Genomic DNA, 16,797 nt, shown 5'->3' on the forward strand with positions numbered 1-16,797 from the left:
GTTATGGTCTCTCAATTAGGCAGGGCGCGGCTGGTTCATTGCTGTAAGCATATTGCCATAAATAGCATTTAATGACGACAGGTTCTTAGCCAATCGGCCCACTTCGTCTTTAAACTGTTTAGAATCTTCTAATGATTCATTAAAGTTATTCATGGTTAAAGACAGGTTTTGATAAAACTTGTTCATCGATTTTAAATGGGCGCTTGAGTCTTGCAACTCCAATTCGTACACCGCATTTAAGGCCGAAAGGTTTTTAGCTAAGTTATTTACCTGGTCATGGTAAGCTTTCGAATCTACATTTGTATTTGCCAGCTCCATTAAATTACCCGAAGCTTTCTCGAATGATGTAGTAAGGTTATCATAGCTTTGAGTTGCTGCTTTAACTTTTTGCGTAAAGGCCATGGTAGCTTCTCCTGCATCTGTAACCTTTGATATAGAATTAACTTTATCGCCAAAGGTTTTCAAACCATCTGCAAGGCTGCCAATTAATTCGGGGCCTATTTTGGCTTCTTCCAGCATTTTATCCAGCGCAGCAGTGGTTGAAACACCACCACCACCACCACTACCTATTGCACCTCTTGCTGCTGTTGGTAGCTCGCCGGTATAGTCATGGGCCAACTCTGGATAGGCCTTTGTCCAATCAATCTCAACTGCTTCCCTTTGAAATCCTAATATAAAAAACAGAATAGCTTCTGCGCCTAATCCGATAGAGATAAACAAACCTCCAAAGGGTAAGTGTTGAATTTTAAATAATAACCCAACGATAACTATAGTTGCACCCCAGGATACAATGTTATTAATTCCATAAGGGTGCAGTTTTTGTCCAGTTCCAGCCATAGTAATATAATGTGTATTTAAGTTTTAAATGAAATTTTAATTTTTTGTTTTTTATTAAGATTTTTAAGAGTTATTTTTTATCTCTCAAGTCGCGGCCCTGGAAGTGTGTTACGCAACGAAAGCCTATATATGATTTAGCAGTATCCTGGAATTCATAACTACGTGATGAGTTTTGCAGAAAATAACCAATATCTTTCCATGATCCGCCTCTTACTACTTTGCGTTTCATCACCTCAGCTTCATTCTTTTTTGCTTCGTAGTTAAATGTTGGTGCCAAGTCATTAACAAATGTTGATGCTGACGGATCAAATGCAGATGAGGTCCATTCGGCTACATTACCAGCCATATTATATAAACCATAATCATTAGGGAAGTACGATTTTACTTTTACTGTATATGTACCGCCATCGTCTGAGTAATTACCACGGCCCGGTTTAAAGTTTGCCAATAAGCAGCCTTTTGCATTTTTAATATAAGGGCCGCCCCATGGGTAATCATTACCTATCCTGCCGCCACGTGCAGCATATTCAAATTCGGCTTCGTTTGGCAATTCATAAGGTGCCCGGTGTGGCAGGTGCCTTGAATCTTTATAAGATTCATTATAACGTGTGCGCCATACCGTAAATGCTCTTGCCTGGCGCCAGGTTACACCAACAACAGGATAGTCTTTAAAGGATGGGTGCGAAAAATAACCTTCAACCATTGGCTCATTGGCCGCGTATGAAAAATCACTTAACCAAACCAATGTATCAGGATAAACCCCAACAGTATCTCTTAAAATAAAGTCAGATCTCTTTTTAGTTTTGTCGTTTTTATAATTAGCTGCCTCGCGCAATAATGGCATTGCGTAATTGTATTTTATAAGCCGCACATCAATTTCATCGCGATCAAATATACGGTCATCGCCCTGGTACATCATTGTTTGCAATTTTGATGCAGCAGGATTAGCCTGGCCTTTTTTAGCGCGGCTGCTCCATATTGGGTATTTTTTTACATAATCCCAATTAATATATTTTTTCCCTGTTGGGTTAGCATTAGGTGTTTTAGCATTTGCACCTATGTAATACTTAGGATCATTTAAATAAGAGGTAATAGCTATTGAATCGCGAACCCAGTTAACAAACTGCCGGTATTGGGTGTTTGAAGTTTCGGTTTGATCCATAAAAAAGGCAGGTATAGTAACCTGCTTAGTTTGGGCGATTTGGGCGAATGTTATATCCTGATCTGTTTGGCCCATCAAAAAACTGCCGCTGGGGATATAGGCCATGCCGTAAGGCACCTCGGTATGCGGTGCCGATTTTCTATCAGCACCCAAAACTTCACCTCTATCAGTTTTTTTACCGCATCCGCTTAAAATCCCTGTAACTAAAACTGCTATTAAAAAGTATATCTGCTTCATTTTCAATTAATAAAAATCCTGTTATAAATATATAACACAAAATGACCCCCGAATATATAAAATTTGCTTCACCAAATGGTAAAAAATGTTTTTTATAGCAAATCCAAACATTTTTTAAACTATAAGGAAACTTAATTAAAAACAGAACAAATTTATATACAACGAAAAACCCTTTTTAAATTAACAATTTATAACTGCTGTTATTTAATAGAAGCTTATACGGCATATAATTTTAATATGTTGCAAGCCAGTTAAAAAAATGCTGAAAATTATTTATTTACCTGCTTGCAATATTGTTCGATTGCCATTGTCATGGATGGAGCGGGGGGGGTAGGTGCCGGAATATCTAAAATTAAGTCTGATTCTAACACTGCTTTATGGGTTGTTGCACCAAATGCAGCTATACGGGTATTGTTTTGTTTAAAATCAGGGAAATTTTTATATAGTGATTGTATACTTGAAGGACTAAAAAAGGCAATGATATCATAAAACACATCGGCAAGATCAGACAAGTCACTACAAACCGTACGGAACAGCACTGCCGGAGTAAAATCATAACCATTCTCTAACAAAAACTTTTGGGTTTCTTCGGCAGCCACATCAGAGCATGGGTAGAGGAATTTTTCGTTCGAGTGTTTTTTCAATACTTCGGCCAGATCTGTTGCTGTTTGCTTGCCAAAGAATATTTTTCTTTTGCGGTACTGAATATATTTTTGAAGATACAGCGCAATGGTTTCAGACAGGCAGAAATATTTCATCTCTACCGGCACCTCAAAACGCATCTCTTCGCATATTCTGAAAAAATGATCTGCCGAGTTACGGCTGGTAAATATTACCGCAGTGAAATCGGCCAGGTTGATCTTATCCTTACGGAAATCTTTAGCCGGTACACCTTCAACATGTATAAACGATCTGAAATCAATTTTCAGATTATGTTTCTTCGCCAGTTCAGTATATGGATTTTTATCGTTTTCAGGCTTCGCCAAAGTAACCAATATACTTTTTACCTTTTTCTTTCTATCTTCCAATTCTGTGTTTATATAAAAACCTAAAAATTAATATTCAGTGCCTTAATTAGTATCAAAATGGGGCAAATTTCGAGGGCACAAAGATAGATAAATAAATAAAATTTATGAAATCGAAAATTTGAAATAATATTCACACTGCTTCTTAAGTATAGCCAGGTAAAAATTACTACTATTAATATTACGGCAATAGCCAGTAAATAAGGTATATACTGCGCGGCCAACAAGCTAAAACACACAGTAACGGGTAAAAAAACAAAAGCTATATTAAAATAGGTTAGATATAGTATAGATACGTATTCACTTACCAGCTTTTGTATATCAAAAACAAATCCAATAAATTTTAGCACCAAAAATTTAATGGAAAATAATACGATAATTATTAACGATAGCGAAGTAAATAATCTAAAACCGCTTATGCTGTAATAAATGCTTTTGTAGGAAGCCAATTGGTATAGAAAGAGCCCAAATGTTAAACTGAACAATATATACAAACCTATAAAGGCCCAAAAATTGATCTGCCCTTCCTCTTTACCAGCCTGTGTAAGCGATCGGTTACTATAAAATGACAGGTATACATTCTTAATATCCTTGTTCATTAGAATATTTAATACCGCTGTGTATAGTAACAGTCCGATTATAATAGTAATGATCCATTGGTCGCGGGTTTGGCGAATATGGCCGTCGCGTAAAATGCTTTTTGATTTAAAAGGTATATCTAAAAAAGCTACTCCTTTATATAAATTTTCATTTAATACCCTGGCTACAAACTGTTTACTTACTGACAAATCCGGATATTTGATATATAAAAAGGCAATAGAATCTGCAATGAATTTTTTATGCGCGGCTGTTGCCTGTACCACCGAATCGAGTACGGTCATGCCGCCCTGCCCACCAGGGTATGCGCGCATGGGGTTAATTGCCGACGTATCTCTTTGCGCATAGCCTGCCAGATGGCAGCTAACAATAAACAAAAAGCACAAAGCAATAAAACGCATTTATAATACTAATGGTTAAGCTGCAAAAATATACTTTTATCTGTTGGCTTCAGCCAACAGCATGAATTAATTGCAAAACGAAAATGTTTAATGATTAAACGCTGTATAAAATTAGCTCCCCCGTGTAGTAAACAAATGCGGCAATAAACCTTTATTCCTGTTAACTTTCTGTTATAGGCCAAATTATTCTTTTCTACTAATTTTTTTATAATTTGTACTGCATGAAATGGATCACCCGTGAACATCCGAAAATTGACCGTATCGCTTGCCCCTGGCTCATCAAGCGGTTTATTGATACGGAAGCAGAAATTATTTATGTTCCATTTGATGAGGTTATGATAAAAGCCAAAGAGTTAAATGCGGTGCCATTTGATTTGCCGGGAGTTGAGTACACTCATTATAATGATCATTGTACCTTTGATTATTTTATTAAGAAGCATCACCTTAAAGATGCCGCGCTTGACAGGGTAGCCGCAATTGTGCGTGGCGCTGATACCGACCGGCATGATTTTGCACCGCAGGCGGCCGGACTTGGAGCCATTTTTTCCGGACTGGCGTATAATATCAAAGACGATCAGGAATTACTCAACTTGGGCATGACCATTTACGATGGTCTGTACAGTTGGGCAAAGCATTTACACCAGTTAAAACATTCTCAAACAGGCCCTGTTGACCAAATGCTGCTGGATGTATTTAATAAGTACATCAAACAAAACGATTCAAAAAAGGCCCCTGATTGGGCAAAGGAGCTCAAAGAAATGATACAGGATCAGTTAGATACCAATATAACATTAAGTTTGCAGCAGGCATCTAACGAACTGGAGATCAACTCCGCCTACCTGTCGCGCGAATTTTCTAAATACTTTGATAACCTGTCGTTCGGCGATTATATCAGAAAACTACGCATTGATAAAGCCAAAAACCTGATGGATATTACGCCCTATTCGTTAACCGAGATCGCTTACCTTACCGGTTTTTCTGACCAGAGCCATTTTACCAGGATATTTAAAAAACAAACCGGACAAAATCCTTCCGCTTATAAAAAAAGCGCCGGTAAAAGTAAAAAAGATACCAAATAGTTAAATCTGTACAATTTTAAGCCCCTTCAAAAAGGTAGCATTGCATAACTAACAACTAACCTATGGAAACAAATAAATTCACACGCAGGCGGGCATTGCAGGCTACGGCCGTATTAGGCACCACCTTACTATTGCCCTTACAAAAATTAGAGGCCGCCTCATTATCATTGGCGAAAACACCAGCAATAACGCCCGAAGAAATGGCAGCTATTGATGCTGCATTAGGTAAAAAGGGAAGTTATAAAGATGCCGAATCTGTATACACTACACCCTTGCCACGTAATGATCTGAAAATGAAAATCAAAGGCGAGCCTATACCCATTCCCTTTGGTTTTGGTGGTTGGGTATCGTTCAAAAAAACTACTGACGGCAAATCAGCAATGGTTATGAGCGATACGGTATTGCAAATGGAAGAGGTGAATCCTTTAATTTCTGCTGCACATGCTAACGGATTGGAAATAGCTGCTATCCATAACCACTTTTTTTATGAGGAGCCGCGCATCTTTTATATGCACATTCATGGCATAGGAACTATAGCAGAACTGGCTAAAAAATATGCCAACACCATACGCGACAGCAAATTATTTCCGGCTAACCAGCCCGCGCCATCAGCACCGCCAACGATAACCGGTAAAGAAAATTTTGATATTGCTGCATTGGATGCTATTGTGAAATATACGGGTACGGTAAATGGCCCGACGTACAAATATACTATTGGCCGAGCCGATGTGAAAGTTATGGCTATGGGTGTGGAAATGACCACAAATATCGGTCTGAATAGCTGGGCGTCCTTTGCGGGCAAACAGGATGATGCCCATATTGCAGGTGATATTGCCATGCTGCAAAATGAGGTAAACAATGTGATCAAAACTTTGCGGGCACATAATTTGGAAGTAGTGGCGGTACATAACCACATGCTGGGCGACGACCCTCACATGATCTTCCTACATTATTATGGCCGTGGTAATGCCGTTACGCTAGCGCAGGGTTTTCGGGCAGCGTTAGACGAATTGGGTAAGAAACCAATGGGCGGAATGAAGATGTGATGAAAGCAAAAGCCGAATATTCTTTAGTTGATATCACCAAGTATTTTCTAAAGCTGGGTACCTGGGGTTTTGGCGGCCCTATAGCCTTAGTGGGCTATATGCACCGTGACCTGGTTGAAGATAAAGGCTGGCTGACAGAAGATGAATATAAAGAGGGTTTGGCACTTGCCCAACTGGCACCGGGGCCCTTAGCTGCACAATTAGGCATCTATATTGGTTTTGTGCATTACGGGCTGACCGGCGCTACACTGGCGGGGCTGGCTTTTGTACTGCCATCATTTATCATGGTGGTATTGTTGGGCATGGCTTACCAGCTTTATGGCGGTTTAGCCTGGATGCAGGCCGTGTTTTATGGAGTGGGTGCCGCGGTGATAGGAATTATCGGCATGAGCGCCTATAAGTTAACCATTAAATCGATTAGCAAATTTGAACTAACTGCCATGAGATCTAAATGGCTGCTATGGTTGTTTTATATAATTGGTGTTACCATTACAGTAATTACGCAAAAAGAAGAGATCCTGTTATTCCTTGCCTGTGGCATTTTGTATATGCTGATCAAGGCCCCGCCCCAGTGGATAAAAAAACCGGCAACATTACCTGTCGGAATTTTAATCAGTACCGGATTCTGGAAATATGATGGCAAGAACCTGCATGAAATAGCCTGGTTCTTTCTGAAAGCCGGTACATTTGTGTTTGGCAGCGGGCTGGCTATTGTGCCTTTCCTGCATGGTGGCGTGGTGAAAGAGTTTGGCTGGTTAACAGAAAACCAATTTGTAGATGCTGTAGCCGTAGCCATGATAACACCGGGGCCGGTAGTTATTACAGTTGGTTTTATTGGTTATTTGGTTGCCGGTTTCCCGGGAGCATGTATTGCGGCCTTAGCTACTTTTTTACCATGCTATTTGTTTACCGTTGCCCTGGCGCCATCTTTTAAAAAGATTGCTAAAAATGCCGCTATCAAAGCATTTGTAGAGGGAATTACCGCATCTGTAATTGGCGCCTTAGTGGGGTCTGTAATAATTATCGGATTACGTTCCATTACAGACATACCAACCATGTTAATTGCCCTGGCTGCTGTGGTTGCTTTGATCGCCATGAAAAAACTACAGGAGCCTTATATTATTGGAGCTGCTGCTATTATTGGTTTATTAATTAAGGCTTTATAGTAGTTCAATAAAATCATTCGAGCTATCTTTAATACTTCCTGATTAAAGATTTAATAATAACTATAAACTGAAATGAATTTTAAACACTGTGCCAATGTTCACTTCACTTTCAACTTCTATATAGCCACCCATTGCTTCAACCTGAAATTTAGTAATAAATAAACCAATACCCTGGGAGTCAATATTCATATTTCCATGAAAAGTTTTGTACATACCAAAAAGGTCCTTCCCATTTTTTTCCAGATTTATGCCAATTCCGTTATCTTTAATTGTTAAAGTTAGATATTTTTCATTTGTAAACGCATCAAATTCAATTATAGCCGTTCTATCTGGATGTTTGTATTTGATAGCATTGGTGAGAACGTTTAAAAGGATACTTTCCATATAAGCCGGATTCGCAAGTAAATAGAAATCAACATTCACATTGTTTCTGATACTTACATGTAATGAAGTTGTTTGAATTTGGAGCGTATTCATTACATCATCTATATGTTCATGTAGATTTATTGGTTCGGCTTTTATGTCTCCCTTGTTTTGCGCGTCGGCAATCTCATTCAAATTACTTACTGTAGAGCTAAAACCTTTTGATATGCTTTTTAAATAACTTACCATCAAATCTTTTTCTCCTTCGGAATCTGCGTTTATAAAGAACTCCAAAACTTCTCTCAGGTTATAAGCATAGGTTTTAAGATTATGCGAAACAATATTGGCAAAATTTAACAAACGTTTATTTTGTTCAACAATAATTTCATTAGATTTAATCAACTCACGTTCTAACAATTTTAATGGCGTTACATCCGCTATATGTACAAAAAAGCCTTTTACTTCGTCATTATCTATATCTGGAATATAGGTAGTAATAGAATGTCTGGTTTCGCCATTGGGAAGTATTATTTCACGCTCAAATTTTTGAGGTTTGCCGGCAAGCGCTCCTAAAATGTAGGGTTTAACTTTTGCGTAATTTGGTCCATGTAAATCTTCTGTAGTAACTGTGTCAACCATTTCATCCGGCGTTTTACCGAACCATTCCAGGTAGGCTGCATTTGCAAACCGGCAAACTAAGTCTTTGTCCCAATAACCAAGAATTGCCGGAACATGATCTGCAACCACCCCGCCTAATGAATCAAGTGTTAAATGTGTTTTATCAAATATCATAATACTATCGAGCTGTCGTAATTTCTAAAATTATAGTATGGGTTGTTTTTAACTTAATGAAGTTTGATAACCTCAAGTATCCCGTCAATAGCAGCATCCTTTTCATTTGGCATCGGCAGGCAACCTTATGGTGGTAACGCCAACGCAAAGGTAGATATTTTAAGAATATCACAAAAAAAAGCCAACTAACCGGGGAGATTTAAAGGAGCTTCCTTACCTTTATCCCCATGGCCGGCGTTTACCTACATATCCCTTTTTGCAAACAGGCCTGCCATTATTGCGATTTTCATTTTAGCACATCACTAAAATATAAAGACGAACTTTTGCAGGCATTAGTAAAAGAAATACAACTGCAAAAAGATTATTTTAAAGGCGAAACTATTGAAACCATTTACTTTGGCGGGGGTACGCCTTCCCTGCTGAAAGCTGGCGAGATTAACCTGTTATTAGATACCATAACCGGCTCACATACGGTTACCACGAATGCTGAAATTACATTAGAGGCTAACCCCGACGATTTAGATAAAGCTAAATTGCAGGCTTTGCGCCAAACACCGGTTAACCGTTTCAGCATTGGCATTCAATCATTTTTTGATGACGACCTGCAATGGATGAACCGTGTACATCGTGCCGGCGAAGCAGAAGCATCAGTAAAGCGAGCGCAGGATAACGGGTTCGAGAATATCACTGTCGACCTGATCTACGGCTATCCCCTGCTAACCGAACAAAAGTGGAAGCATAACCTAAATAAGGTTTTTGAGCTGGATGTACAACATGTATCAGCATATTCCATGACGGTTGAACCAAAAACCCCATTAGCCGCTTTCATCAACAAAAAAAAGCAGCCTGCCATGAACGACCAGCAAAGCGCGGAGCAGTTTAACCTGCTGATGGATGCTATGCAAACAAAAGGTTTTGAACATTACGAGATATCAAATTTTTGTAAACCGGGGCATTACTCCAAACATAATGCTAACTACTGGCGGGGCGTAAAATACCTGGGCATAGGCCCATCGGCACATTCTTATAACGGTGAGATAAGGCAGTGGAACATTGCCAATAATGCCAAATATATTCAATCTATCCAAACCAATAACCTGCCTACTGAAACCGAGCTATTGACCGAGACCGACCGCCTGAACGAATACATAATGACCTCGCTGCGTACCATGTGGGGATTAGACATGGATAAGCTAAATATTATTGCCGCGGCATCATCAAATGTATTGCTCAAAACGGGCCAACCTTTTTTAGAAAAGGAATGGATCGCCCAAAAAAATAACATTTTTTACCTCACCCAAACAGGTAAATTATATGCCGACCATATAGCTGCCGAGCTATTTTTTTAGCCCTCTCTAAACGACTGAACCTTAATGAACCTGCGCTTTGGTTTAAAAACAAATCGCTCACTATTCTCCATTCGCCACTCACTATTCACCATTCTCCCATTCACACACTTACCATTCACTACTTATGTCAATGAAATATAAAAAACAAAAACCGGCATATTAAGCTTCTATACAATTAATTAGTTTTGCATGTTAATTAATTGTGAGCATGGGCATGATTCTTACCCCTATTGATAGGGTTGATAGCATTAATAAAGAAGATTTTATTAACAATTACTTAAAACCGCGCAAGCCGCTGGTTATCCGTAAGGCTACCCAAAGCTGGCCCGCTTTAAAAAAATGGACGTTTGATTATTTAAAGGAAACCGTTGGCGACCAGTTGGTTCCGCTATATGATAGCTCCAAAGCCGATCCCTCAAAACCCATCAATGCATCGGCTGCCGAAATGAAGTTTAGGGATTATATAGACCTGATACAAAAACACCCTACCGATCTGCGTATATTTTTGTTCGACCCGATAAAGCACGCGCCTAAATTGCTGGAAGATTACCGCTCGCCTACCGACCTGATGGGTGGCTTTTTAGATAAATATCCTAATATGTTTTTCGGCGGTGCCGGATCAATTACTTTTTTGCATTACGATATAGACCTCGCACATATATTTCACACCCATTTTAACGGGCGCAAACGTGTTATTTTGTTTGATAATAAATGGAAAGAACGATTGTACCAGATACCTTTTGCCACTTATGCGTTGGAGGATTACGATATAGAAAACCCCGATTACAGCAAGTTCCCTGCATTGGACGGTGTTGAAGGTTATGAAATTATTTTAGAACATGGCGATACCCTGTTTATGCCTACCGGCTACTGGCACTGGATGAAGTACCTGGACGGATCATTCTCCATATCACTGCGTGCCTGGGACAGCTCATGGGCCATTAAAGCAAAAAGTCTGTATAACCTAATTATCCAACGCAAGTTTGACGATATTATGAAAAGAAATTTTAAAAGCCGGTATATGGATTGGAAGGAAAAACTGGCAGTTAAACGGGCAGGCAAGGCGCTGGCTGCAAGAGAACCGAGGTAGTTTATTAGAGAGATTAGAGATTAGGCCTGTCAGCAAAAAAGATTAGTTAATTAAAGATTAGAGATTAGGCCTATCGGATATAAAACCCTGCTTAACATAATGTATCTTCAATCTTCAATCTTCAATCTTCAATCTTCAATCTTCAATCTTCAATCTTCAATCTTCAATCTCTAACCTCTAATATTTAACATTTCCTTAACATATTCCGTACTTTAATTTCGTTATTTTGCCGTATCAGGCACATAGTAAAATAGTTTTCTGATCACATATAACATGAGCTTTATTCTGCACCCTATAGATACCGTTGATACCATTTCTCCTGCCGATTTTAAAAAGAACTATTTAGATGCGCGCCGTCCGCTGGTTATTAAAGGGTTAACCAACAATTGGCCCGCCCGCGAAAAATGGACACCTGAATATTTAAAACAGGTAGTTGGTAAAAAGGTAGTGCCGTTATATGATAACGCCAAGGCCGATCCGGCGAAACCCATCAATTCGGCAGCTGCCGAGATGCCTTTTGATGACTATATGGATCTTATCATGTCGCAACCTACCGAGTTGCGCATATTCTTTTTCAATATATTTAAACAGGCTCCGCAATTACTGAATGATATTGTTTTGCCTAAAGACTTGATGGGTGGATTTTTAGAAAGTATGCCGGCTATGTTTTTCGGCGGTTCTAATTCGGTTACCTTTTTGCATTATGATATTGATCTGCCCCATATATTTCATACCCACTTTGGCGGCCGAAAACACATTATCCTGTTTGAAAATAAATGGAAAGAACGCCTGTACTGTTTACCTAACGCTACCTACGCGCTGGAAGATTACGACGTAGCTAATCCCGACATAAAAAAATTCCCCGCACTAAATGGTATTGAAGGTACCGAAGTTTTTTTAGAACATGGCGATACTTTATTTATGCCAACCGGCTATTGGCACTGGATGAAATATTTAGAGGGCGGCTACTCGTTAAGCCTGCGTGCATGGGATGCCTCGCCTGCACGCAAAGCGGCAAGCTTGTATAACCTGGCCGTTAAAGGCGGTTTGGATAGCATGCTTAAAATGGCTTTTAAAGGCGATTATGCGCGGTATCGTGAAAAGTTGGCTGTAAAACGGGCTAATAAAGCTTTGGCAAAGGGGCAACCCAGGTAATATAAATTAGCGTTGTATTTATCGCTTGGTGACGCTCAATTGCCGCTAAGGCTGTTACTTTTCCTTGATGAAAAGTAACCAAAAATCAAGTCAGCAAAGAGGCTTCTTTGCGCACGAGGCCTTTGCCCTGCAAATCAGATAAAATCACAGGCTGCAATATTTTTGCTCCATATCGCGCAAGGCCATTGCCCGGGCAAAAAGCTGCTATGCCTCTCCCGCCGCACAGGCCAACTTATTTTACCTGCTTTCGCCCGAAGCTTATTTGCTGACGCTTCTTTAGGATAGAACCGACATTCTGTTATTATGAGCAATCAAAAAAAAGCGGTGGCCCGTCAGCCCACGCGGCCGGGAGTCTGGCCCGTGAGGTGGCAGCGATTGGGCTGGCTTGATCTTTTGGTTACTTTTGTATCAAAGACAAAAGTAACAGCCCAGCAGCAATTGAGCACTACGACGCGTTTAAATGATTCTTTCAGCCTTATTTTACGAAGTATGGTCAACCACTATTTTCCAAACCCCATTAATTTTCCTGAACCATAAAGTATAGTAACCACCGGGTTCATCCTTTTCACGTTTAAGGTGCCATGCACCAAATACAAAGGCATTTTCCGGATCAAGAATTTGTACTTTTTTAATATCAAAAATTAAAATACCCATGGCAGCCTTGTCTGGGTAGCCGCGTTTATAGTTGTTAAGCGTGTTTTGCCAGCCAAACGTGGGTGCTGTTTTACCCACAAACATAAGCGAGTCTGATTTCCAATAGCCCTGCATAAAACCCTCAAGGTCGCCGCGGTTCCAGGCCTGGCGCTGGTCGTCCATTAGTTTGATGATCGCCTGCCTGTCCTGGGCGTGTAATAAGAAATAAGCATTAAAAAACAGGAGACAAGAAAGTATATACTTTTTCATAAACTAAATATATACATTTATTGTTGCTTACAGCCCACAACCTCTCTAACTTGCAACCGCTTATGAAAAACAATATTCTATGCTTCGGCGAGGTTTTATGGGACGCCTTTGGCGACGAAAAAGTAGCCGGCGGCGCCGTTATGAATGTGGCCTATCACCTGCGGCAACAAGGTGCCAATGCCTCGTTTGCCAGTAAGGTTGGCATGGATGCTTCTGGATTTGAGCTGATAGCATTTTTAAAAGAAAATAACCTCTATAGTGAGTTGATACAGAATGATGCAGAACTGCCTACCTGCGAGGTTACCGTACAACTGGATAAGAACCAGCAGGCTACCTACATCATACCCCAGCCTGTATCATGGGATAATATAAAAACAGAAACGGCGCTTACACAAAGCGGCATGCAGGCATCGGCCATAATATTTGGCAGCCTGGCCTGCAGACAGCAAACTACGCGCGATACGCTGTTAAACCTGCTGAACGAAACCAATGCCTTAAAGGTGTTTGATGTTAACCTACGCGCGCCGCATTACACGCTATCAACCATTGAAACGCTGGCTGCCCGCGCCGATGTGGTTAAGATGAACGAGGATGAAGCTAACCTGCTCATCAATGGCAGCAACGGCAACCTGAAAGATAAGGTAAACGAGTTCCGCAAAAAGTACCATGCCCAAACCATCTGCGTAACCCGCGGCGAACATGGCGCGATAGTATGGCATGATTATGAATTTTATGAACACCCGGGTTTTACAGTTGATGTGGTTGATACCGTAGGTGCCGGCGATTCGTTTTTGGCTACTTTTATTAATGGCTTGCTTAACAAACAACCCTTGCAGGAAGTATTAGAAAAGTCGTGTGCTGTTGGGGCGTATGTGGCGGGCAAACGCGGGGCAAACCCGGTTTATGATGAGGGGATTGTGGAGGTGTTAAAATAGTGATCTCCTTCTTACGCGGCGTAAACAGAAGCCTTTTTCATCTCATCGGCTAAACGGTATAATGTTTCTTCAATTTTTTTGCCTGGTTCTGGGATGGAAAGTTAAGTTGTATAAGTTTAATAGATATATTTTTATAGTTAACTTGGGTACATGTTTACAATTATTACTTGGACGCTGTTAAATTTTCATGGGATCCAATCATTTCCAATTCAAGGAAGTTATTTTCACACATATGGAAAGAAAAGTCAAGACAGTCCCTATCAACTTCTTCAAATCCATTACTCTGATCAGTCCACAATACTTTTTTATTTAGAGGTTGGAAGAGGTGCACCTAGTTATAATTCTGGAGCTTTATATGGTAGGTTAATATTTAATAGAAAAACCGGAAATTATGAATATATACCCAAAGATATTAGCTCTAATTGTAAATTAATATTTATTAAACGAGAGAATAAAATCATTATTAAAACGGTTAGCGGAGAATGCCTCTTTGGATATGGGGTATATGCCGATGGAATTTACACCTTAAATGACAAAAATAACCCAACATACTTTACTGATAGGACTGGAAGAAAGAGGTACTTTAATAAAACTTCGCCTGAAACATATGGTGAATAAGTGCAGCCAATTATGTTGACGTTATCATTACACCACCAACCTCTCCCACTCCGGGTGGCGTTTTAAATACACTTTAATGTATTCGCAATAAGGCACCATCTTTAAATTATTTTCTTCCAGATATTTAAAGGTTTTTTCAACCAGGGCCGAGGCAACGCCTTTGCCTTCCAGTTCTACCGGCACTTCGGTATGTATTAAAAATACTTTATCGCCATGTTGCTTGTAATCAATAAAGGCGCGGTGACCATCAACAAATACCTCGAAATTGTGAATGGCGGTGTTGTTAATTAATTGAATGTCGGTATACATAGTATAAATGTAGTAAAAGACTTTCAAGTTTAACTCGCAATAATTTGTTTTTTAATGACCTCCTGGAGGGCTACGCCAACTAACAATAACCTCTTTATTATTTTCGATATATATTTGTTTCACATCTTGTTTCACCACTCCCAAAATAGCATATTTGCAACTATTTGATAATCAATAAAATATTAAAAATTCACGCATAAAAATACAGACTAATAAGTTGTTACATTTTGTTACACCACTTTTTAGTAATTGTTTTATTTTCAATAGGTTAAGTCAAAATCTTGTTTCACTTGTTACATTTTGTTTCACCAATTGTGAAACAAACGCGTTAAATAACTGAACTGTGCGCCGTCATTGCACCAGCTGCGCCAGATGCACGGTGGCATAATGCAACTAAACTAATCACTATTCTCCACTCACTGCTCACCAACTTTGTCATCCCTACCTAACAATTCAACTTTATCTGTCTATCATCAAACTTTTGAGTAAAATAAACCGTTATTTTATAACTGAAAGGCAAATTATGCGTGGTTTCGGATTTTCGAAGTTTACCCCCAACCAAATCCCAAAAGGCGGATTTGAAGAATTATTAAAATTATTCCTGGAATTGCTCAACTATACCGCGGGCGATGCCGGCGAAGCTTTGGCCTGGCTAAACGAACTGGATAAGCAATATAACCTTACCAATGACGATTATGGCATGGGCGACTTCATTGACGAGCTTAAACAAAAAGGCTACCTTGATGAGGATAAGCAAAACGGCGGTTTTAACATTACCGCTAAAACAGAGCAAAGTATAAGGCAGAGCGCACTCGAAGAGATATTTGGCAAGCTTAAAAAATCAGGCAAGGGCAATCACCGCTCGCCGCAAAGCGGGCAGGGCGATGAGCGCAATTCCGAGCGTCGCGAGTTTGAGTTTGGCGATAGTTTGGACCAGATAGACATGACCCAATCCATCCACAACGCCCAGGTTAACCACGGCATCGGCGATTTTATGATGACCGAACGCGACCTGGAAGTAGAGGAAATGGACTATAAAACCCTAACCTCTACCGTGCTGATGATAGATATATCGCACTCCATGATATTATATGGCGAAGACAGGATCACACCCGCAAAAAAAGTAGCCATGGCGCTGGCAGAGCTCATCCGCACCAAATACCCTAAGGACACGCTGGATATTGTGGTGTTTGGCAACGATGCCTGGCCCATTACTTTGCAGGATCTGCCCTATCTGCAGGTTGGCCCTTATCATACCAATACTTATGCGGGCTTAGAGTTGGCTACCGATCTGTTACGTCGCCGTAAAACACATAACAAACAAATTTTTATGATTACTGATGGTAAACCCACTTGCTTAAAAGAGGGCACCAAATATTATAAAAACAGCATCGGACTGGATAGAAAGGTGGTTAATAAAACCCTTAACATGGCGGCACAATGTAAGCGGCTAAAAATACCTATCACTACTTTTATGATAGCTAAGGACCCCTACCTACAGCAATTTGTACGTAAATTTACAGAGACTAACGGCGGCAAAGCTTTTTATAGTTCGCTTAATAATTTAGGCGAGTATATTTTTGAGGACTACGCTAAGAATAGAAGGAAGAACGTAAGATAGTCCAACACATTAACTCGATTGTCATTTCGACGAGGAACGAGGAGAAATCTATACACATGCATTAGCGACTTAGCTATGTATAGATTTCTCACTATCGTTCAAAATGACAGAA

At 39.9% G+C, this 16,797-nt stretch carries 17 protein-coding genes; 10 read left to right on the forward strand and 7 right to left on the reverse strand.

Annotation, left to right across the window (positions count from 1 at the left end; translation table 11 throughout):
- Window positions 1-15: 15 nt before the first annotated feature.
- From gldL to JWP71_RS16520, 4 genes are all read right to left on the reverse strand, one after another.
- A complete protein-coding gene (gene gldL / locus JWP71_RS16505) occupies window positions 16-837 on the reverse strand; it encodes a gliding motility protein GldL (protein ID WP_299502217.1) in 822 nt (273 codons plus the stop codon).
- Window positions 838-907: 70 nt separating this feature from the next.
- Window positions 908-2,236 (reverse strand): SUMF1/EgtB/PvdO family nonheme iron enzyme, encoded by a 1,329-nt coding sequence (locus JWP71_RS16510; protein ID WP_299502219.1) that lies wholly within the window; start codon window positions 2,234-2,236, stop codon window positions 908-910.
- Between the two features lie 269 nt (window positions 2,237-2,505).
- Window positions 2,506-3,264 carry a uroporphyrinogen-III synthase gene (locus JWP71_RS16515; RefSeq protein WP_299502222.1) on the reverse strand — a complete coding sequence of 253 codons (759 nt, stop codon included), beginning with the start codon at window positions 3,262-3,264 and terminating at the stop codon, window positions 2,506-2,508.
- A gap of 20 nt (window positions 3,265-3,284) precedes the next feature.
- Window positions 3,285-4,259: a DUF4271 domain-containing protein gene (locus tag JWP71_RS16520; protein WP_299502224.1), complete on the reverse strand. Its 975-nt coding sequence runs from the start codon at window positions 4,257-4,259 to the stop codon at window positions 3,285-3,287.
- Between the two features lie 221 nt (window positions 4,260-4,480).
- On the opposite strand from JWP71_RS16520, the gene JWP71_RS16525 reads away from it, so the two are divergent.
- The 3 genes from JWP71_RS16525 (at window position 4,481) to JWP71_RS16535 (ending at window position 7,550) form a co-directional block, all read left to right on the forward strand.
- Entirely contained in the window at window positions 4,481-5,338 is an 858-nt protein-coding gene (locus JWP71_RS16525) for a chromate resistance protein ChrB domain-containing protein (RefSeq protein ID WP_299502227.1), read from the forward strand.
- Window positions 5,339-5,400: 62 nt separating this feature from the next.
- The gene (locus tag JWP71_RS16530) at window positions 5,401-6,384 is read left to right on the forward strand and encodes a DUF1259 domain-containing protein (RefSeq protein WP_299502229.1); all 984 of its coding nucleotides are present in this window, start codon (window positions 5,401-5,403) and stop codon (window positions 6,382-6,384) included.
- On the forward strand, window positions 6,384-7,550 hold the full coding sequence (locus JWP71_RS16535; RefSeq protein WP_299502231.1) for a chromate transporter: 1,167 nt from the start codon (window positions 6,384-6,386) through the stop codon (window positions 7,548-7,550). The genes JWP71_RS16530 and JWP71_RS16535 overlap by 1 nt, the downstream gene beginning before the upstream one ends.
- A gap of 60 nt (window positions 7,551-7,610) precedes the next feature.
- Here the strand turns inward: JWP71_RS16535 and JWP71_RS16540 are convergent, their stop codons facing one another.
- A complete protein-coding gene (locus JWP71_RS16540; protein ID WP_299502233.1) occupies window positions 7,611-8,705 on the reverse strand; it encodes a PAS domain-containing sensor histidine kinase in 1,095 nt (364 codons plus the stop codon).
- A 63-nt stretch (window positions 8,706-8,768) separates the two neighbouring features.
- On the opposite strand from JWP71_RS16540, the gene JWP71_RS16545 reads away from it, so the two are divergent.
- From JWP71_RS16545 to JWP71_RS16560, 4 genes are all read left to right on the forward strand, one after another.
- The gene (locus tag JWP71_RS16545; protein ID WP_299502235.1) at window positions 8,769-8,894 is read left to right on the forward strand and encodes a hypothetical protein; all 126 of its coding nucleotides are present in this window, start codon (window positions 8,769-8,771) and stop codon (window positions 8,892-8,894) included.
- Between the two features lie 38 nt (window positions 8,895-8,932).
- Window positions 8,933-10,054, forward strand: coding sequence for a radical SAM family heme chaperone HemW (gene hemW / locus JWP71_RS16550; RefSeq protein WP_299502237.1), 1,122 nt, complete (start codon window positions 8,933-8,935; stop codon window positions 10,052-10,054).
- Window positions 10,055-10,262: 208 nt separating this feature from the next.
- Complete coding sequence (locus tag JWP71_RS16555; protein WP_299502240.1) at window positions 10,263-11,144, forward strand: cupin-like domain-containing protein; 882 nt, start codon at window positions 10,263-10,265, stop codon at window positions 11,142-11,144.
- Between the two features lie 273 nt (window positions 11,145-11,417).
- Complete coding sequence (locus JWP71_RS16560; protein ID WP_299502243.1) at window positions 11,418-12,299, forward strand: cupin-like domain-containing protein; 882 nt, start codon at window positions 11,418-11,420, stop codon at window positions 12,297-12,299.
- A 480-nt stretch (window positions 12,300-12,779) separates the two neighbouring features.
- Here the strand turns inward: JWP71_RS16560 and JWP71_RS16565 are convergent, their stop codons facing one another.
- Window positions 12,780-13,202 carry a DUF4440 domain-containing protein gene (locus JWP71_RS16565; RefSeq protein WP_299502246.1) on the reverse strand — a complete coding sequence of 141 codons (423 nt, stop codon included), beginning with the start codon at window positions 13,200-13,202 and terminating at the stop codon, window positions 12,780-12,782.
- A 62-nt stretch (window positions 13,203-13,264) separates the two neighbouring features.
- Here JWP71_RS16565 and JWP71_RS16570 point away from each other — a divergent pair, with 62 nt between their 5' ends.
- Together JWP71_RS16570 and JWP71_RS16575 are read left to right on the forward strand one after the other, a co-directional pair.
- Window positions 13,265-14,137 carry a carbohydrate kinase gene (locus JWP71_RS16570; protein WP_299502249.1) on the forward strand — a complete coding sequence of 291 codons (873 nt, stop codon included), beginning with the start codon at window positions 13,265-13,267 and terminating at the stop codon, window positions 14,135-14,137.
- 150 nt (window positions 14,138-14,287) lie between these two features.
- A complete protein-coding gene (locus tag JWP71_RS16575) occupies window positions 14,288-14,755 on the forward strand; it encodes a hypothetical protein (RefSeq protein ID WP_299502252.1) in 468 nt (155 codons plus the stop codon).
- Between the two features lie 27 nt (window positions 14,756-14,782).
- Here JWP71_RS16575 and JWP71_RS16580 read toward each other — a convergent pair whose 3' ends face one another.
- Window positions 14,783-15,064: a GNAT family N-acetyltransferase gene (locus JWP71_RS16580; protein WP_299502255.1), complete on the reverse strand. Its 282-nt coding sequence runs from the start codon at window positions 15,062-15,064 to the stop codon at window positions 14,783-14,785.
- Window positions 15,065-15,587: 523 nt separating this feature from the next.
- Between JWP71_RS16580 and JWP71_RS16585 the strand changes: the two genes are divergently transcribed.
- The gene (locus tag JWP71_RS16585; protein ID WP_299502342.1) at window positions 15,588-16,685 is read left to right on the forward strand and encodes a VWA domain-containing protein; all 1,098 of its coding nucleotides are present in this window, start codon (window positions 15,588-15,590) and stop codon (window positions 16,683-16,685) included.
- Window positions 16,686-16,797: the final 112 nt, after the last annotated feature.

Origin of the sequence: Mucilaginibacter sp. (assembly GCF_028287845.1) — a bacterium.
Classification (GTDB): Bacteria; Bacteroidota; Bacteroidia; order Sphingobacteriales; family Sphingobacteriaceae; genus Mucilaginibacter.